11 protein-coding genes are annotated in these 18,004 nt (G+C 51.0%); 8 read left to right on the top strand and 3 right to left on the bottom strand.

What is annotated here, in order from left to right; translation table 11 throughout:
• Positions 1-12 precede the first annotated feature (12 nt).
• Both H70357_RS32050 and H70357_RS32045 read left to right on the top strand, forming a co-directional pair.
• Complete coding sequence (locus H70357_RS32050) at positions 13-972, top strand: 1,4-dihydroxy-2-naphthoate polyprenyltransferase (RefSeq protein ID WP_038597620.1); 960 nt, start codon at positions 13-15, stop codon at positions 970-972.
• Between the two features lie 96 nt (positions 973-1,068).
• Positions 1,069-2,061, top strand: coding sequence for a Gfo/Idh/MocA family protein (locus tag H70357_RS32045; protein WP_038597617.1), 993 nt, complete (start codon positions 1,069-1,071; stop codon positions 2,059-2,061).
• Positions 2,062-2,148: 87 nt separating this feature from the next.
• On the opposite strand, the gene H70357_RS32040 is transcribed toward H70357_RS32045, so the two are convergent.
• Positions 2,149-3,513, bottom strand: coding sequence for a dicarboxylate/amino acid:cation symporter (locus tag H70357_RS32040; protein ID WP_179091696.1), 1,365 nt, complete (start codon positions 3,511-3,513; stop codon positions 2,149-2,151).
• A gap of 504 nt (positions 3,514-4,017) precedes the next feature.
• Here H70357_RS32040 and H70357_RS32035 point away from each other — a divergent pair.
• From H70357_RS32035 to H70357_RS32015, 5 genes are all read left to right on the top strand, one after another.
• Complete coding sequence (locus H70357_RS32035; RefSeq protein WP_052092365.1) at positions 4,018-4,803, top strand: hypothetical protein; 786 nt, start codon at positions 4,018-4,020, stop codon at positions 4,801-4,803.
• A 54-nt stretch (positions 4,804-4,857) separates the two neighbouring features.
• Positions 4,858-8,574, top strand: coding sequence for an S-layer homology domain-containing protein (locus H70357_RS32030; protein ID WP_038597615.1), 3,717 nt, complete (start codon positions 4,858-4,860; stop codon positions 8,572-8,574).
• Positions 8,575-8,867: 293 nt separating this feature from the next.
• Positions 8,868-9,668 (top strand): ABC transporter ATP-binding protein, encoded by an 801-nt coding sequence (locus tag H70357_RS32025; protein WP_038597612.1) that lies wholly within the window; start codon positions 8,868-8,870, stop codon positions 9,666-9,668.
• On the top strand, positions 9,661-11,319 hold the full coding sequence (locus tag H70357_RS32020) for an ABC-2 family transporter permease (protein WP_052092364.1): 1,659 nt from the start codon (positions 9,661-9,663) through the stop codon (positions 11,317-11,319). Before H70357_RS32025 ends, H70357_RS32020 begins: the two co-directional genes overlap by 8 nt.
• A gap of 230 nt (positions 11,320-11,549) precedes the next feature.
• The gene (locus H70357_RS32015) at positions 11,550-13,559 is read left to right on the top strand and encodes a putative bifunctional diguanylate cyclase/phosphodiesterase (protein ID WP_038597609.1); all 2,010 of its coding nucleotides are present in this window, start codon (positions 11,550-11,552) and stop codon (positions 13,557-13,559) included.
• 400 nt (positions 13,560-13,959) lie between these two features.
• On the opposite strand, the gene H70357_RS32010 is transcribed toward H70357_RS32015, so the two are convergent.
• Positions 13,960-15,333: an IS110 family RNA-guided transposase gene (locus tag H70357_RS32010; protein ID WP_038584560.1), complete on the bottom strand. Its 1,374-nt coding sequence runs from the start codon at positions 15,331-15,333 to the stop codon at positions 13,960-13,962.
• Positions 15,334-15,599: 266 nt separating this feature from the next.
• Positions 15,600-17,294, bottom strand: a complete 1,695-nt coding sequence (locus H70357_RS32005) for a methyl-accepting chemotaxis protein (RefSeq protein ID WP_038597606.1) — start codon at positions 17,292-17,294, stop codon at positions 15,600-15,602.
• A 247-nt stretch (positions 17,295-17,541) separates the two neighbouring features.
• Between H70357_RS32005 and H70357_RS32000 the strand changes: the two genes are divergently transcribed.
• On the top strand, positions 17,542-17,973 hold the full coding sequence (locus H70357_RS32000; protein ID WP_052092363.1) for a MarR family winged helix-turn-helix transcriptional regulator: 432 nt from the start codon (positions 17,542-17,544) through the stop codon (positions 17,971-17,973).
• The last annotated feature ends 31 nt before the right edge of the window (positions 17,974-18,004 follow it).

The following is an 18,004-nucleotide window of genomic DNA, read 5'->3' as shown; positions in this document are numbered from 1 at the left end:
GGGTGGATCGCCTTGAATGTAAAAAGTTTCCTGAGATTTGTAGAGCTGCCGACCAAGGTGGCTAGTGTTATCCCGTTTCTGCTCGGGTCATTGTATGCCCTGTACCGGTTTGAGGATTTTTATCTTCTGCGTTTTGCGCTCATGTTCGTGTCCCTGCTGAGCTTCGATATGGCGACAACGGCAATTAACAACTATTACGATTTCAAAAAAGCGGCCAAAACCCACGGCTACGGCTATGAGACCCATAATGCCATTGTTCATTACAAGCTCAAAGAAAGCACTGTGGTGGCGACGATTATTATCCTGCTGGTGCTTGCGGTCGGGGGCGGGATTGCGCTTGTCTCCCAGACCGGTCTGATCATATTTCTGCTCGGCGGATTATCCTTCCTGATCGGGATCTTGTATTCATTCGGGCCGATACCGATCTCGCGGATGCCGCTGGGTGAGCTGTTCTCCGGCCTGTTTATGGGCTTTGTCATCATCTTCATTTCGGCTTACATCCATTCCGAGCAGAGTGTTGTTACTCTGCTGTTCCGGGAAGGCTGGATTGATCTGCATATCAACTTTGTGGAGGTCCTGTATCTATTCTGGTTTTCGGTGCCGGCGATTCTCGGAATTGCCGGAATTATGCTGGCGAACAATATCTGCGACATTGAGGATGATATGGAGAACCGCAGGTATACACTGCCCGTCTACATCGGCCGCAGCAATGCGCTGCTGCTGTTTAAGCTTCTCTACTATGTCTCCTTTCTGGATTTGATCGTGCTGCTGCTGCTTGGCATCCATCCTGTTCTGGTTGTGCTGCTGCTGCTGACACTGATTCCGCTGCGCCGCAATATTGCCCTGTTTTATGAGAAGCAGGAGAAGGCGACGACCTTTATCCTGGCAGTCAAAAATTTCGTGCTGATGAGCATGGCCCGCGTTATTGTGCTTGGACTGGCCGTTGTGCTGGACATTTGGATCACCTCATAACATCATCCTACCTCTGTAAATAGAGATAAACCTTATTCTATGATATGGTGTCTATAGGTATAAATAGACAATCTAATACAAGGAAGGTGTACATCTATGGCACAAAAACTTCGTTGGGGAATTATGGGATGTGCCCAGATTGCCACAAATTCGGTCATGCCGGCAATTCAGGAATCGGAATCCGGCGTCATCGCAGCAGTAGCGAGCCGTGGACTGGAGAAAAGCAGTGCCGTGGCTGCGGAGTTTGGGATAGAGAAGGCCTACGGTAGCTATGAGGAGCTGCTTGCGGATCAGGATATTGATGCGGTCTATATTCCGCTTCCGAATCATCTTCACCGGGAATGGGTCATCCGCGCTGCGGAAGCTGGCAAGCATGTGCTCTGTGAGAAGCCTATTGCGCTTAACAGTGCTGAGGCGGCAGAGATGGTAGATGCATGCCGGAAGGCCGGTGTTCATCTGGCTGAGGCCTACATGTACCGGCATCATCCGCGGATTGTCGAGCTGCAGGACATTATCGCCCGGGGAGAAATCGGTGAGCTGCGTTCGATCCGCGGAACATTTACATATAATGATGCCGGGGATACGACAAATATCCGGTTTAAATCGGCTTGGGGCGGGGGCTCTTTGTACGATGTCGGCTGTTACCCGCTCAGCGCGGCGCGTATGCTGTTCGCTGCGGAGCCGGAAGCGGTAACGGTACAAGCGATTTTCTCCCCGGAGCATGACAATGTGGATATGATGGCTTCAGGTCTGGTTGAGTTTCCAGGCGGAGTAAGCCTGATCTTCGACTGCGGGATGTGGGCCTACAACCGCCAGCTGCTGGAGGTACTCGGCACGGAAGGCCGGATTGAAATTCCGATGCCGTTCAATGCGAGATTTGAAGATGCGGAATTCATCCTGCATACGGGCGGCGAAGCGAAGGTGATCGAAGCTACCGGCGCGAATCCTTATGTCTGGCAGGCCGATAATTTTGCGGCCGCCGTTTCCGGGGTTAAACCCAGAGTAGCTGCAGATGATCCGGTGCTGAATATGCGGCTGATTGAGACCTGTCTCGATTCTGCCCGCCGGCGGGAACGGATTCTGCTGTAAGTTTTGTTGCACATACAAACGGCTGTGCTGTCCTGGTTCAAGGACGGCGCAGCCGTTTTTTTTGGTGAATATAGGTCAGGCAATAAATTATACGGCGGATGCAATAAGCTCATCTTCGTCGTTGTCGTTATTGAACGCGTCCCGGTCGAACTCCCCTTCGGAGTTGGCCACCAACAGGGCGGTAACAGTTGTTCCGGTAGCATTTACAGCAGTGCGGCCCATGTCGATCAGCGCTTCTACACCGGCGACGATTGCGATACCTTCAAGCGGCAGGCCTAGTGCGGTAAGTACGACGGTTGTCGAGATCACTGCGGGTCCGGGCACGCCGGCAACTCCGATGGAGGAAATGATGCTGACAAAGACTAGCAGGATATAGTCGGTCAAGCCAAGATCAATTCCGAATACCTGTGCAGTGAAGACAGCAACAATGGCCGGCCAGATCCCGCCGCAGCCGTTGAAGTTGACTGACGCCCCAAGGGGAGCGACAAAGCTGGCGATCCGGGGAGAAACATGCAGCCGTTTTGTAATAACCTCAAGGTTAACCGGAAGTACAGCGTAGCTGCTTCTGGTCGTAAAGGCCACGGCAACGGTCGGATAAATTTTGCGGAAGAAGCGCAGCGGATTGACTTTGGCCACAAAAAATACGAGTCCGCCAAACACCAGAACAAAATGGATAATCAGTGCGACATAGGAGGTTATAATTACACTTCCCAGCTCCTGCAGCGTTTCCCAGCCGTAGCGGGCGGTGATGCCGGCAATGAGTGCGAATACACCGTAAGGCGTCAGCCGGATGATGAATTTAACGACCTGGTGCAGCACCAGGGTCAGCGATTGAATGAGGTCACGCACAGGCTTCACGGACTCTGCATTTTTCGAGCCGATCTTGATGATGGCCACTGCAAGGAAGATTGCAAAGATAAGCACTGGCACAACCTTGCCTTCAGCAGCTTCATTGATCGGGTTGGAAGGTACAAGGTCAAGAATGACCTGGGAGAAGGTCGGAATTTCACGGGCGGTGAAATCGGCGGGCACATCCTGCTGAATGCCGCTTCCCGGGTTGAACAGCAGTGCAACCAGTAGACCTATTATTGAAGCAATACCCGTTGTTCCAAGGAACCAGGCAAAGGTCTTGAACCCGATTTTACGCAAATACTCCAGATTGGTCAGCGATGCAATGCTGTTAAGCACCAGAACGAAGACCAACGGGACAACCAACATGCGGATCAGGCTGACATAGATGCTGCCGAAGGTGGTGATAGCCTTAGTGTCAAACTCCAGATTCTGAAAAAGAATGCCGACGACCAGACCAATTGCCAGGGCTACAATGACCCGCGTACCAAACCCGACGCGCTTGCGGGCCAATAGGAAGAGTACCCCGAATACAAAAATCGATACAACAAAGCCATACCAGTTACTTTCGATGGCGGTGATCAAGTTGTTGTCGATAGACATTTTTAATAATCCCCCTAATCCAATTAGTTATGTAAGAATTAATGTGGGATAAATATACTGGAAGTTCCGCTGTACTGTCAATCCTTTTCTAAAAGATAAGAATTGTAATTTTACGTTGTTTCGTAGTCTTAATATCCCCCCCTATTTTCCTTAGTTAAGCTATTATATTCGAGGTGGTAATGTTTAATTCCAACAAAAACGATGAGAAAAATATAATTTGGGGATTGACAAGAAAGTGATCCCTTATTAACATGATATCAATCACATCACAGGATAACTTTTTGCTGTTGAAGATTTGCAGACGGGAATCGACTGGACGACCAGAGGTTCAATCAGTGCTTGCTATTGCACTGTATTGAAGCTCTATTTTTTTTGCCAAAAATCTAAAGAAAGGTAATAGATAGGTGTACCCAATTCGATAGTCCAACATTAGAGCAGGCCAAGGGGCGGGCGTATGAACTTAAGTACACTGCACCGGGCCAGAGAAAAGGATGGTTACCATTTATGAAAAAGCTCACTGTATCCGTAGTAGCAGCAACTTTGATTTTCTCAGCTCTGACTTATGCGGCTGTGACAGCGAAGCAAGACAATAGTGCTGAGGCGGCAGCAGCACCGGCTGTTGTGAAAACAGCGGCTGACAGTAGTGTGGCTCAGGCCACTGCACCGGCAGCGACCGGGCCTGCTCAGTCTGTAGAGACGGCAGCTGCCACTGCAGCACCGGTTCAAGCGGCAGCTGCAGACAAGGCAGGCGGGGCTGCCGATACAGGGCAGGCCGCAGCGACAGCAGCACCGGCGGCTGAGCCGGCAGCAACTGAGGCGAGCAAGCCGTCCGCTCCGGCCAAGGCGCAAGAGGTAGTTCAGGCCAAGGCGGAGGTTGTTCAAGCTAAGGCGACTGCCGCTCCTGCGGCTAAAGAGCCGCAGCCCCAGGCAACTGCCAAGGCTGAAGCCAACACCGTAGCTGCTGCTCCTAAAGCGGCCGTGGCACCTAAAACGGCCGCAGCTCCAAAGGCAACTGCGGCTCCGCAAGCAACTGCAGCGCCCAAGGCCGAAACGGTGAAACCGGCTGCTGAAGTACAGGCCGCAGCTACAGCCGCTCCGGCTGCTGAACAGCCTGCCGCGAAGAAGGTGACGTTCTCGACAACTGAGGTAGTCAAGGCGAACACAACTGCTCCGGCGTCAGAAGCGGCTGCCGGCACATCCTCATCCCAAGCGGCCAGCGCACCGGCAGCAGCACCGGCTGCGAGCAATCCGGCGCCTGCCCCGGCTGCTGAAGAGGAAGTTTGCCCTTAAGCTCCTGAAGCTTGGTATTGCAAGTATAGAAAAAGATAAAGTTGAGGTGCGCTAATGAAAAGACAGCAAACACTGAAAAAAATCCTTGCGCCGCTTTTGGCGGCTGCGCTGCTCGTCTTGCCGGTTAACCCCGGCAAGGCAGGGGCTGAGGCGGTTCTTCCGCTCAGCGGTTCCGGAACGGTCAGCACATATAATTATTTTTATGAAAATTATCCCCATCTGAATGACCGTAATCATGTGTACAAGACCGCTACATATGAAGATATCGTCAATTTGTTTGAGAGCGAGGGTACTTATGCTGTGCTGGTTGGCGGCACCTGGAGCGAGGAGACCCAGGCCAATATCGGGTTCATTAATGAGGTGGCCAAGGAAAATGGGATCAACGTTCCCGCGATCTATAATTTTGACGCCAAGCTGGACGGGGCCACTCTTGATATTGCAGACAGCAATAATCCGTATGCCTATAAATACGTTGATCTGGTCAACAAATATTTGAAGAATCTTTCGCTGTATGACAAAACCGACCGGGAACACAACGTCAGCTATGTGAATGCAGCTGGCGAGACTGTTTCTGCCAACAAGATTGATGCTCCGTTCTTGTTCCTGTACAACAAGGATCATAAGGATGGACAAGGCAACAGCGCGCCTATTGTATCCTATCTGAAAGACGGTGGGTCTTGGGAACAATTTCAGACAAGCGGCCAGCTTGATCCAGCCAAGGTCGATGCTTATAAAAACTCTGTCAGACAGGTGTTTAAGGCTGCTTCCACTTACAGTGTGATCAATGAATCCGAGTATATTAAATCGGCATTTAACCGGAATTACGCCGGGGAGAACAATGGGAATATTATTTTTACTCCGGAGGACAAAAATCTGGTGCTTGAGCATGTGACCTATCATCAGCTGAAGCAGATTCTGGCCAGTGACGGCAATTATACCCTGCTGTTTGGGGGTTCCTGGTGCCCGAATACCCAGGCAATCATCAAATATGTCAATGAACAAGCGATCGCGCACCATATAGACAAGATCTATTTCTTTGACACGAAGCTCGATTCGGGGCTGACGGTAGCTGAGCCCGGTAATAATACGGGAACCAACGGACGGGCCAATCCGCATAATAACAATGAGCTGCAGATTAGAACAAGCAATCACCCGTATGCCAATCTCTACGTGGATCTGGTGGATACCTATCTCACCAATATCAAGACAGAGAATAATCAGGCGGCTAAACCCTCTGTGATCAGTTATGTTAATGATCTGAACGAGACAGTCACAGGCGACAGACTTCAAGTGCCGTATCTCTTCACGTACAATAAAGACAACAAAGATGCGGCTGGAGCAAAGGCTCCTATTCTGGGGCACGTGGAGCTGATGTACTCCTGGACGAACATCCAGCCGGGTTATGTAAGCAGCGGTTATTCCGACGGTGCCAGATACAAGAATGCCATTCAAGCTTTGAATACTTTGTATTCCCGATTGGAGGCTGTGCCTGCCGGACTGTACGGCACCGCAGACGGCACCATCAGAGGAGCCAACAGCCAGCTGGAATACAAATACAAAAGTGTGCAGGACTCCGTCTATGAATATCAATCTGCCGCAGGCGATACGATTTCGGGACTGGAGCCGGGAACTTATCTGGTAAGATATAAGGCCACTGCGGGTTTCCAAGGTCCTATTATTAAGCCGGAAGGAACCACGGCCATTCCATACGCTGCGGGAGAAGCGGTAGAAGTGGTTGTGCCCTTGCCCGGAGAGCAGGCCGCCCCTGCAGGGTTAAAGGGATTGCCGCCGACAACTGCGGTGAACGCCGATGGACAGATCAGCGGTGCCAAGGGTGCGCTGAGTGCGGAAGAGCTGCAATCGCTGGAATACAGACTGGCAACGGTTACGGAGTATACGTATGCCAAGGATGTATTGCCTGTACATCTTATACCGGGTATCTATCAGGTAAGATATGCGGCTAAGGAAGGAATTGCGGCAAGCCCTGAGGCTAGCGTTGCCGTTCCGGCCTTCACAGACAGACAGGCGGCACCTACCGGCCTGGCAGGAGTGAAGCCGACTACCTGGGAGAATAAAGACGGGAAGATCACAGGGACCACCAAGCAATTGCAGATCAAGCTGTCCACCGTTACGGAATATGTCTATGCGGGAGACGGAGAGACCACCGGGTTGATACCGGGCGTGTACAACGTAAGATATCCGGCCAAAGAGGGTTATGCAGCAAGCCCGGCGGCCGATGTAGTTGTCCCCGGCAACCTTCAGGAACAGACTGCGCCAACCGGTCTGGCCGGCATAGCGCCTACCTCCTCCGAGAACAAGAACGGAGTGATTACAGGCACAACGACAGCCCTGGAATACAAGCTGTCGACGGCATCCGTCTACATTCCGGCAACGGATAAAGAAATCACGGGTCTGGCCGCTGGAACCTATAACGTCAGAACTGCTGGCAAGCTGGGCTATAAGCCAAGCCCGGATACCAGTGTTGTCGTACCAGCCTATGTGCCGGCAACAGGTTCGGGCGGCGGGAGCGGCGGTGGAACACCGGTTGTGCCGGTACCAAGCGCGAGTCCAGCCCCGTCTGCGACAACATCCGGAGATACAGTGACTACAGTTGCAACCGCGTCGGTTAAAACTGACGATGCTACTGGCGTGACCACAGCTGCTGTTACTGCCGATGCGGTGGCAGGCCTTGTCAGCAGCGCCAAGGCTGCGGAAGCGCAAGGAAAGAAGGCTGTTCTGGAAATCAAGATTGGAGCAGGTACGGGTACCAAGACCACTGAACTCAGCATTCCGAGAAGCCCATTTAATGAGATAGCTTCCGGCACGAATGCCAGACTTACGATTAATGTCGAGAACGTTGGGCAGATCACCTTTGATTCCACTGCGGTGGCAAGCATCAGCGCAGCCGCCGATGCCGGGACCATTGTCATCAGAATTGCCAAAGTATCCTTAACCGAAGAAGGTAAGGCTGTGCTCGGCGACAGACCGGTGTATGATCTGACAGTTCAAGCAGGAGACAGCAAGGTGGCTGTCTTCGGCGGAGGCAAAGTGCAGCTCAGCCTTCCTTACAAGCTGCAGGCAGGCGAAGAAGCAAACTCCATTATTGTTTACAACATCACCAGTGCCGGTGGTCTGGATATTGTCCGGGGCAAATACAATGCGGCTGCGGGAGCGGTGGAATTTGTGACCACCCATTTCTCGCAATATATCATTGCCTATAACAAGGTCAGTTTTGCCGATATTGCTGCCACCGCCTGGTATAACAATGCTGTAAGCTTCCTGGCAGCAAGAGAGATCACTTCAGGTACTGCCGGCAACAGCTACAGCCCGAATGACAACATCACCAGAGGCCAGTTTATCGTTCTGCTGCTTAAGGCTTACGGCATTGCGCCGGAAGCGGGAGCTGAGGGCAATTTCAGCGATGCAGGCAAGACGTACTACAGCGACTATCTGGCCGCTGCCAAACGGCTGGGCATTGCCTCCGGTTCCGGCAACAACGAGTTCAAGCCGGACAGCTATATCACGCGTCAGGAGCTGTTCACGCTGCTGTACCGCGCCCTTGATGCTCTGGGAGAGCTTCCCGGGAAGAACTCAGGCAAGGAGCTGACCGGCTTCAGCGATGCAGCTGATGTTGCAGGCTACGCTCAGGAAGCACTGAATGCACTAGTGGAACGCGGCATTGTCGAGGGGGATAACGGAAGAATCCATCCGCTCGACCCTTCGACCCGGGCGCAAGCGGCGCAGGTTTTTTATAATCTGCTATCCAAGTAGAAAGACTGCGCTGCAATAGAAAACCGGAATCGGTTAATGTCCTATTCTGCTAGCATAAATACGAGTCATTATAAGGGGCGGCCCTGTAGCCGCTCCTTTTTTTCGTGAATGTATAAGTTTTCAGGGCCTCCGCAAAGGTGCTGTGTTGCTTTCAAAGCCAAAACCCTACTTTGTAGGGTTAGTTTGTTGCGATTGCTCACATGAGGAACGTTGTAAAATTTGATAGAATAGGAATAGTATTGAAAGTTTGTCTTGATGATTTAAAGGAAAGCCGATTCGAAAGGAGATTAACAATGGGGCTATTGGAAGAGCCGGTCATCTCAATATCCGGCTTATGGATGAATTACAGTGACAGAATGGTGCTGCGGGGAATCGATCTGGAGGTTCACCGGGGGCAAATCATTGGCTATATCGGGCCCAACGGGGCGGGCAAGAGCACCACGGTCAAGATCATGCTCGGGCTGGTAGAGGGTTACAACGGTACGGTGAAAATTTTTGGCAGAGACATCGCTGACGGAGATACTGCCTACAAAAGGCGGATCGGCTATGTGCCGGAGGTCGCAGAGCTGTATGACAGCCTGACCGCCAGGGAGTACCTGACATTCATCGGCGAACTGTACGGCATGAAGCAAAAGGATGCTGATGAGAAAGCGGAAAGGCTGATGGGTCTTTTAAATCTGGAGAGGGCTTACGACATGCGTATCGCCTCCTACTCCAAAGGGATGAAGCAAAAGGTGCTGCTGATTTCCAGCATGCTGCATGATCCCGACATCTTATTTCTTGATGAACCGCTCAGCGGGCTGGATGCCAACAGTGTAATGATCGTTAAGGAAATCTTCGCCTCACTTGCGGCACGGGGCAAGACCATCTTCTATTCCTCGCACATTATGGATGTGGTAGAGAAGATTAGCAGCCGGATCATCCTGATCGACGGGGGAGATATCGTAGCAGACGGCAGCTTCTCGCAGTTGAAGGAGCAGAACAGGGAAGGCTCGCTGGAGGAGATTTTCAATCAGCTGACCGGATTTGACCAGTACCGGGATATCGCCGGTGAATTTGTAGCGGTCATTGCTGAGGGTGCTCCGCATGAATGATTTCTTTGTATTGAAGCTGCTTGACCGGCTGCAGGGAGGCTTCAAGAGAATCGGTGTCGATTATGGTATGCTGCGCAACATTCTTCAAGTAAAGCTGACCATGGACGGAAGGCGGACGCCGACGGTATTTGCGGGATCACAGAACAATAAGCAGGAGACCGAGGGTTCGCCGTTCCGGGTGCAGTGGTTTTATTTACTGATCGGTTTGATGATGATTTTCATCGTTATTCCCAAGGGGAATTATATCCTGATGATGAGTATGCTGTTTAGTGTGGTTATGTTCATGATTATGACAACACTGATCTCCGACTTCTCATCGGTCATGCTGGATCTGCGGGACAAGAATATTTTGTTCTCCAAGCCGGTGAACCGCCGGACCTTGAGCATGGCGAAGAGCCTGCATATTCTCATTTATTTGCTGACAGTCACGCTGACGTTTACGGGACCGTCACTGATCGTTTCGATATTTATCCAGGGAGTACCCTTCTTCCTGCTGTACGCTGCTGCAGTCATTCTGATGGACTGCTTTATCCTTGTGTTTACCGCGCTGCTCTATTTATTGATCCTAAGGGTCTTTGACGGGGAAAAGCTCAAGGACATCATCAACTATGTCCAGATCATTTTATCCATTGGGGTTACCGTGGGCGCCCAGCTGATTTCCCGCTTGTTCAACATCACTGAGCTGGGTGTTACTTTTAAAGCGGCCTGGTGGAATTTTCTGTTCGCCCCGATCTGGTTCTCTGCTCCGTTTGAGCTGCTGATTGCCGGGAAAAAGAGTGCCCATCTTGCGGAGCTGGCACTGCTTGGCCTTGTGGTGCCGCTGGTACTGCTTGCGGCATACATCAAGCTGATGCCGACATTCGAACGGAGTCTGCAGAAGCTGGCGGAGCAGGGCGCTGCGGGCAAAGATAATGGACGCTTGTCCCGACGGTTGTCTGCGATTGTATGCCGGAACAAGGAAGAGGGGATGTTCTTCCGGTTTACCTGGTCCATGATGAAAAACGAACGGGATTTCAAGCTGAAGGTATACCCGTCCATAGGATTGTCGCTGGTCTTGCCCTTTATCTTTATATTCAACCAGGTGTGGAGCGGAGACATGGAGGCAGTCAGAGGCTCCAAAACCTACCTGTTTGTTTATCTCAGCGCAATGCTGGTGCTGACTGCCGTGCAAATGCTGCGTTATTCGGCCAGCTATAAGGGCGCATGGATTTATAAAGCTATTCCGCTGCCCGAGACGGCCGCGGTGTACCGCGGGATGCTTAAGGCGGTGCTGCTGCGGCTGCTGCTGCCATTGTTTGTCTTGGAAGGAGCGGTATTCGTCTGGCTGTTCGGAGGCCAGATCATTGTAGATTTGTTCGCTGTGCTGCTGGCCTCGCTGCTGTATACCGTCATCTGCTACCGCATGATGCCGCAGGCGCTGCCCTTCTCCGAGAAATATGAAGCCGCCAAGCAGAGTGATTACAAAGGGATTTCCATTGCTCTGCTGTTTATATTAATGGGGTTTGCCGGGGTTCATTATGTGTTCACCTTGTTCTTTCCGGGGATTTACATCTATTTGGTAATTTTGACAGCTCTCAATTGGTGGGTTTGGCATGTTTCCTTCCCCGAAGCCGCTCCGCGGAACGGGAAGCTCCCAACTCTCGGCGCTTGAGACAGCAGGCAAATATGGACATTTTTTGCCATCCTTAAAAAAGGGGTTCAAGTTCCAGTATTTACTTAGACAGATTTCCAAATAAAAGGTAGAATACACCTAAAGTTAGTTCTCAGGGATCACCTATAATCTTTACACACTCTTCCGTTTATCTGATACTCGTATATTGATTTTATACTTGAGAATACATGACAGCGATAATGATAATATAACCGGTGAAGAGGTCAACTATGGATCAAATGGGAATCCACTATAACATTTGGATTGTTTTGCTATCTTTCGTGCTGGCGGCAACCGCGGCCTATTCAGCGCTTAATCTGATTTCACAGGTTTCCCATTCTACGGGCAAGATCCGGCGTTTGTGGCTGCTGTCGGGGGCATGTGTGCTGGGCAGCGGAATCTGGGCGATGCATTTTGTCAGCATTATGGCCAGCCGCCTGCCGTTTGAAGTCGGTTATCATCCGGGCAGAGCGGTGTTGTCCCTGCTGATCAGCATCCTTTCCAGTTTTCTGGCCCTGGGGATTGCGGTAGCACCCCGCCAGCGGCTGCTCAGGCTGCTGGCCTCCGGCTTCATTCTGGGCGGCGGAATTTCCGCCATGCATTATGTCGGAATGTCCTCTATGGAGATGGACGGCAGACTTCACTATGAGCCAATGGCTCAGGGCATATCTATGATGATTGCTCTTCTGGCTTCTTACATCGCTGTATTTCTGTTTCGCAAGTTTAAGGATTACACCGGCTTCAGTGCCTGGAAGCTCTGCTCCTCGTTGTTCATCGGGTTTGCGGTAACCGGAATGCATTATATCAGCCTGAGTGCAAGCCGCTTCGAGCTCAACAGCCGGCTTGGGGCTAAGCCCTTTCTGATGGAGACGGATTTCATTCTGTTGACAGGGGTATCGCTGGTAACTCTGTTTATACTCGCAATTTCTGGAGGCGCCGTGTTTCTGGACCGGCATATTCTGGAAAAGATGGCCTATCATGATCCTTTAACCGAGCTGCCGAACCGGCATGGACTGGAGCGTTACTTTCTGGATGAGTTCTTTGGGGTGAACTCGGGTGCGGTGTTTTTTGTCGATCTGGACCGGTTCAAGTCGATCAACGACACGCTGGGACATGACATCGGCGATGAGCTGCTGCAGGAGGTTGCAGACAGGTTGGTGTGTTGTGTAGGCTGCCAGGGCAAGGTCTTTCGGATGGGTGGCGATGAATTTCTGATTGCGCTGCCGGATTGTACATTAGAGAATGCTCAGGACATGGCAGAGCATGTATTGCGGGAGGTTAAGAAGTCCTACAGCATTAAGGGCAATGAGCTGTATGTTACAGCGAGTGTCGGAATCAGCCTGGCTCCTGTACATGGCACGGACCGCTCTGCACTGATGAGAGCCGCGGATACCGCGCTGTACACCTCCAAGGATTCCGGCAAAAATAAATTCAGTGTGTTCGACCAGGAGATGAACCGCCACCAGCTGCGGCGGATGTCACTGGAGAAGGATCTGCGCAAGGCGCTGGCCCGCTCTGAATTTATGGTGGTTTATCAGCCGAAGTGGGATTCATTTATGAACGTCACTGTTGGACTGGAGGCGCTGCTGCGCTGGAGGCATCCGGAGCATGGGATCATCTCTCCGGCAGAGTTTATACCGATTGCCGAAGAGACGGGCCTTATCGTGCCGATTACGTACTGGATGCTGCATGATGTATGCGGCCAGAATATGCTGTGGCACAGGGCTGAGGTAGCGAATGTTCCTGTATCCATCAATATGTCGGCCCGGATGTTTGAAGGCGGAGGCCTGTATGATGTGGTGGAGGAGGCGCTTACGCGCTCTGGTCTGGAGCCGCATTTCCTCGAACTGGAGATCACGGAATCCATCGCAATGAACAATATGGAGGAGACGGTAGCACAGCTCTCCAAGCTGCGGAATCTCGGGGTGCGTGTATCGCTCGATGATTTCGGTACAGGGTTCTCTTCACTTGGTAATCTGGATGAGATTCCGGTCAATACACTTAAGATTGATCAGGTCTTTATCCGCAAAAGTAAAATGCATTCGAAAAAAGCGATTATCAGCAATATTATTGCGATTGCCAGCAATCTCAATATGGAGGTTGTCGCCGAAGGCGTAGAAACAACTGAACAGATAGAACTGCTGCAATCGCTCGGCTGCCGGGTAATGCAGGGTTTCTATTACGGCCGTCCGATGCCGGTTCATGAACTGGGTCAATGGTTTATAGAAAATACAGCTTAGACGCTACATAAACTTTATATCGCTCAATGTATTATACAAGAGGCTGGTCATCACTGAGAAACAGGATGGCCAGCCTCTTGTTCAAAGATAAGCGTACTATGTCAACAAGCTAAAACTGACTATAAAAGCAACTCAAACACACCTAACTCTTTGTTTTCCAAAAAATAGTTAGCAACTGACGAAGAGCGATGGACAGAACCGGAAGGTCTCGAACTTGAAAGGAAATAGCCTCGTGTTCAATCCTGTTATGCAATCTGGCTGAGTGCAGATCGAGATCTAACGTACAATTCGCATTAACAGGACGAGGTGGATAAGGCTTATTTACGAGGTCTGGGCCTCTAGAATTTAATCCGATCTTCCCTCAGTCCCAGACCCACCGGTTCAGTCATTTCAGGCTTGTTCAGGCAACATCCAGCGTAATGAAACAGCTAAAACGGAGCTTCTTATTGATCTCCTTGGCAAACGGACAAGAGGGCTTGGTGGAGAGAAAGGGCTTCTTGTCACGTAGCATCGCAAATGCAATTTTCAGCATCTTATTCCCCATAGCTACAAAAATGGAGCGAGGATGCTTCCCGCGGCTCTTTAACCGCTCGTAAAACGGTTTGAGATCCGGGTTATGCAGGCAGAGGCTTCGACCGGCTAAGTAGGCAACATAGCGCAAATGAGAGTTCCCTTGCTTGGAAATTTTTCCATAAGATCCGGCACTTCCGCCCGTTTGCTTAACGACGGGATTCGTTCCTGCTTTCTTAATCAACTGTCCGGCATGAGTGTAATGGGACACATCGCCAATCTCAGCGTAGAGCTCGGCTGCAGTGGAAACGCCAAGGCCTGGAACGGTAAGTAAAACCCGCCCGTCGGTCTGAAGCAAAAGGGCTTCGATCTCCTGCTCAAGCGTATCGATCTTAGCGTCAAAGGCGCGAAGATCCTGCAGCTTCATTCGCAGCAGAAGGAGTTCGGGACGAAGCGTTTGTTCGTCAGATGAGAGCGACTCCGCAGCCACCAGAAGGAGCTTGCGAATCGCAGCGACTCGAAGCTTCAGGTTATGCTGGATGGACAACCTCCGGAGTCCCGTTTCCCCCAGCTTACAAATCGCAGCAGGATGTGGATAGTGCTCCATGAAGAAAAGGGAGGCCTTTCCCCAAAAGTTGCTAAACACCTTGATTTTCCGAGCCCGCCCATTCTGATGGTCGGCATAGCCCTGAAATTCGCGCCAAACGATGTCCATGAGTGTTCGGATTTCCATCCGCAGAGTGGAGCGTTTGCGGATCTCCGAGCGTCTGGCCCGGGTGAGAACATGCAACTGCCGTTGAAGGCCCTCGGCCAAACGAAACTCGGTGGCTTTATTGCTCTTCAGCGCATGAGCGATAGCGACTAGATCGAGGTCATCGGTTTTACACCAGTTCAGCGCACTTGCCCGCTCTTCGAAAGTCGTATACGCGTTGAGAATCTGGACGAGGTAGCCTTGCTTGGCCATTTCTCTAACGATATCTTCATAGTAATGGCCAGTAGCTTCAATTCCTAAAAACAGGCGTACGGCCCCAGTGGAGGCCACCGCTTGTTCGATGGCATGGTATAGAGTCTGCATGCCGGATTGATTGACGGAAAAGAAAAAGGGTTTTGCAAGGATGTCGCCGAAATAATTGCAGATCAGGGCTTTTTGGTGGAGTTTGGCCGCATCGATAGCAACGATGAGGACCTGCTCCAGGTTAACACCCCGTAGTTGTTGACTGAACTTGGTTCCCTTTAAGCCTTGAATGTGTAGGGATTTCCCCATGCGACTTCAACCTCCTGTGGTAGGGTAGGTACGATTGAAGCTCTTTGTCAGGTGCTTCTTTCTTCGATAGTCGCTGGGGATTTTCCTTTTCTACAAGGATTATATATTACGCCAGAATTTATATGCTTCACGCTATAAATTATCCTTCTATTTCTCGCTGAAACGGATACCGTCCTTTGAGGACGGCGAAGCCGTTTCCACTTGTTTAGTCTGTTGCATTAAAAAAGCAGCGAAGTCTCTTGTTGAGACTTGCTGCTTTATTAGAATTAGATTTTGAAGTTCTCCACCAGCACCTGCAGCTTCTCAGCAAGTGAAGAAAGGAACGCAGCGGAGGACTCAACCTCTTGCATAGCTGCAAGCTGCTCCTGGGAGGAGGCGGATAACGTCTCGGCGCCTTCAGCAGTCTGATTCGATACTGCAACAATATTCTGGATCGCGGTCACGAGCCCGTCGGAGATCAGCGCCAGTTCACGGACAGTCTCCGAAATCTGCTGGCTTTGGGAAGACATATCAGAGACGGAAACCTCTATCTCGGAGAAGGATTGCCCGGCAGACATGATCATTTCTCTGCCCTGCTGCATTTCATCCGTGGAACGTCTCATGGTTTCTCCGGCCTTGTCCATCTGATTTACAATGAGACTGACCAAATCGCCAATTTGACCTGCTGATTTAGCTGAGCGTTCAGCAAGCTTGCGGACGGATCCGGCAACTACGGCAAAGCCGCGGCCCTCTTCACCGGCCCGGGCGGCCTCTATCGCTGCATTCAATGACAGCAGGTTGGTTTCTTCAGCGATGCTGGCAATCGTACTGACGATACTCTCAATTTCCTTGGAATGACTGGCCAGCGTATCAATAATAGCAGACAAATTGGTAATGCTGCCGCTGACTACCTGCATTTGCGAGGTGGTGGAATCCATCGCTTCCCGGCCTGTCCGGGCCTTCAGTGCATTGCTGGCAGCATTATTCATGGCGCTGTCCGCATTGTCGGCAATCTCGGTAATAAAACGGGACATGTCCTGCACAGCTTTATAGCTTCCTTCCAGATTGTCCAGCTGCGTATGGGCACCATCGGCAAGCTCAAGGGTGACATTGACACTGTGCTCTCCGGCCCGGTTCGTTTCCTGCGCGCTTGATGAGAGTTCCTGGGAGGAAGAGGCCACCAGCATGGAGGTATCATTGACCTGGGTGATGAGGTAGCGCAGGCTCGACGTCATTTCGTTAAAGTCGCGGGCCAAGGTGCCGATTTCATCCTTGCTCTTGAACAGGAGCGGTTCACGGGTCAAATCGCCCTTAGCCACGTTGTTAACTGAACTGGATAGTTTGGTGAGCGGTCTAACCATGCGCCGGATGGCCAAATAAGCGGCAATAATAGCTACTACCAGTATGGATGCGCCGATAATGAAAGGCTGAACGATGATGTCCCTCGTACGCGTCTGAATCAGCGGGCCGTCAAAATTGATGGCCATAAGTGCGATAATGGGCTTCGTGGGGTCATGATCCTGATAAATGGGGCCGTACCCGGTTTTGAGGGAGGTGCCTTGATATGTATAAACTTTGGAGTATGCGGAATGCTTCATGGAAGTAATCATTTCTTTATCTTTATCCGAAAAATAGAAAGTGTCGCCGGCCTTATAGCCTCTTTCTTTGAAGCTTTTGTCTGCGGCAAGCACAGTACCGTCCAAGGATAGGATGAATGCTTCCTTGAAAATCGGTTTATGGTTAATAATCCAGCTGATCCGGTCTTCTACAGCGGCCACCTTGCTGCTGTCACCTGACACTAGTGCCGATATGTCAGCGGGATCTACTAGGCCGGTAGTAATGTTCGCACAGCCTACCAGTTCGATACCTGCAGCTTCATCCACCTGTCTGTAAGCCGCGCGGTATCCGAAGAACCCGATGGATGATCCGACAAGAAGTAACACAATAAGCATCATCCAAGTTAACTTTGTTGCCAATTTCATGACTCGTACCACCAGCCCTGACTAAATGTATTCAGTGAATCACTGTTCACTGCTACGATTATAGCGTATCGCGGCTCTTAGAGCAGTAGCTAGAATGTAGTATTTTTGTGTCGAAAAATGCAGACTTTTCCTAAAAAAATCACTTTTGCAATGACTCTGATCATGTCCAAAAAGACAAAAGCATTGAATCATCACCTGCCGAAATGGTACGCTTAAGGCAGGACTAACGGACTGGGAGCTGAAAGGGATGCCGCAACAAATCGATCCGTTGATTGAAGCCGTAGGATTGTCTATGTGGAGGGTGCAGCGTAAAATCACTTCACAGATGTCATTGCATAAAGAAATCGGTCTAACTGTACCGCAATTCGGACTTTTGCGCATGATCGCACAGGAGAAAAAAGCACGGGTGATCCAACTGGCCGATAAGCTTGAGGTGAAGTCCAGTGCGGTTACAGTCATGCTGGACAGGTTAGAAGCACTGGGACTTATCGCACGCGAGCCGGATGAGAATGACCGCAGAGCAGTTATTGTGACTCTGACAGCCAAGGGTCAGGAGCTGCTGGAGGAAGCGCAGTACCGTTCGCTGCTGCTGCTTGCTGAACATTTATCAATCCTCAAGCCGGAGGAACTGCAGAACTTCGCGGACTATTACCGGTTCCTTGAGCAGCAGGAACGATAACGTGATTGGCCTAGGGATACAAAAAGAGCCG

It is taken from the genome of Paenibacillus sp. FSL H7-0357, assembly GCF_000758525.1.
Taxonomy (GTDB): Bacteria; Bacillota; Bacilli; order Paenibacillales; family Paenibacillaceae; genus Paenibacillus_AQ.
Note: the sequence above shows the minus strand (reverse complement) of the source record. Positions and strands in the feature narration are given on the sequence as shown.

What these genes read in the sequence shown, in the direction of transcription:
- H70357_RS32020 (WP_052092364.1), top strand. Translation starts at nt 9,661, where the DNA reads ATGAATGATTTCTTTGTATTGAAGCTGCTTGACCGGCTGCAGGGAGGC.
- H70357_RS32030 (WP_038597615.1), top strand. Translation starts at nt 4,858, where the DNA reads ATGAAAAGACAGCAAACACTGAAAAAAATCCTTGCGCCGCTTTTGGCG.
- H70357_RS32015 (WP_038597609.1), top strand. Translation starts at nt 11,550, where the DNA reads ATGGATCAAATGGGAATCCACTATAACATTTGGATTGTTTTGCTATCT.
- H70357_RS32045 (WP_038597617.1), top strand. Translation starts at nt 1,069, where the DNA reads ATGGCACAAAAACTTCGTTGGGGAATTATGGGATGTGCCCAGATTGCC.
- H70357_RS32010 (WP_038584560.1), bottom strand. Translation starts at nt 15,333, where the DNA reads ATGGGGAAATCCCTACACATTCAAGGCTTAAAGGGAACCAAGTTCAGT.
- H70357_RS32000 (WP_052092363.1), top strand. Translation starts at nt 17,542, where the DNA reads ATGCCGCAACAAATCGATCCGTTGATTGAAGCCGTAGGATTGTCTATG.
- H70357_RS32040 (WP_179091696.1), bottom strand. Translation starts at nt 3,513, where the DNA reads ATGTCTATCGACAACAACTTGATCACCGCCATCGAAAGTAACTGGTAT.
- H70357_RS32025 (WP_038597612.1), top strand. Translation starts at nt 8,868, where the DNA reads ATGGGGCTATTGGAAGAGCCGGTCATCTCAATATCCGGCTTATGGATG.
- H70357_RS32005 (WP_038597606.1), bottom strand. Translation starts at nt 17,294, where the DNA reads ATGAAATTGGCAACAAAGTTAACTTGGATGATGCTTATTGTGTTACTT.
- H70357_RS32035 (WP_052092365.1), top strand. Translation starts at nt 4,018, where the DNA reads ATGAAAAAGCTCACTGTATCCGTAGTAGCAGCAACTTTGATTTTCTCA.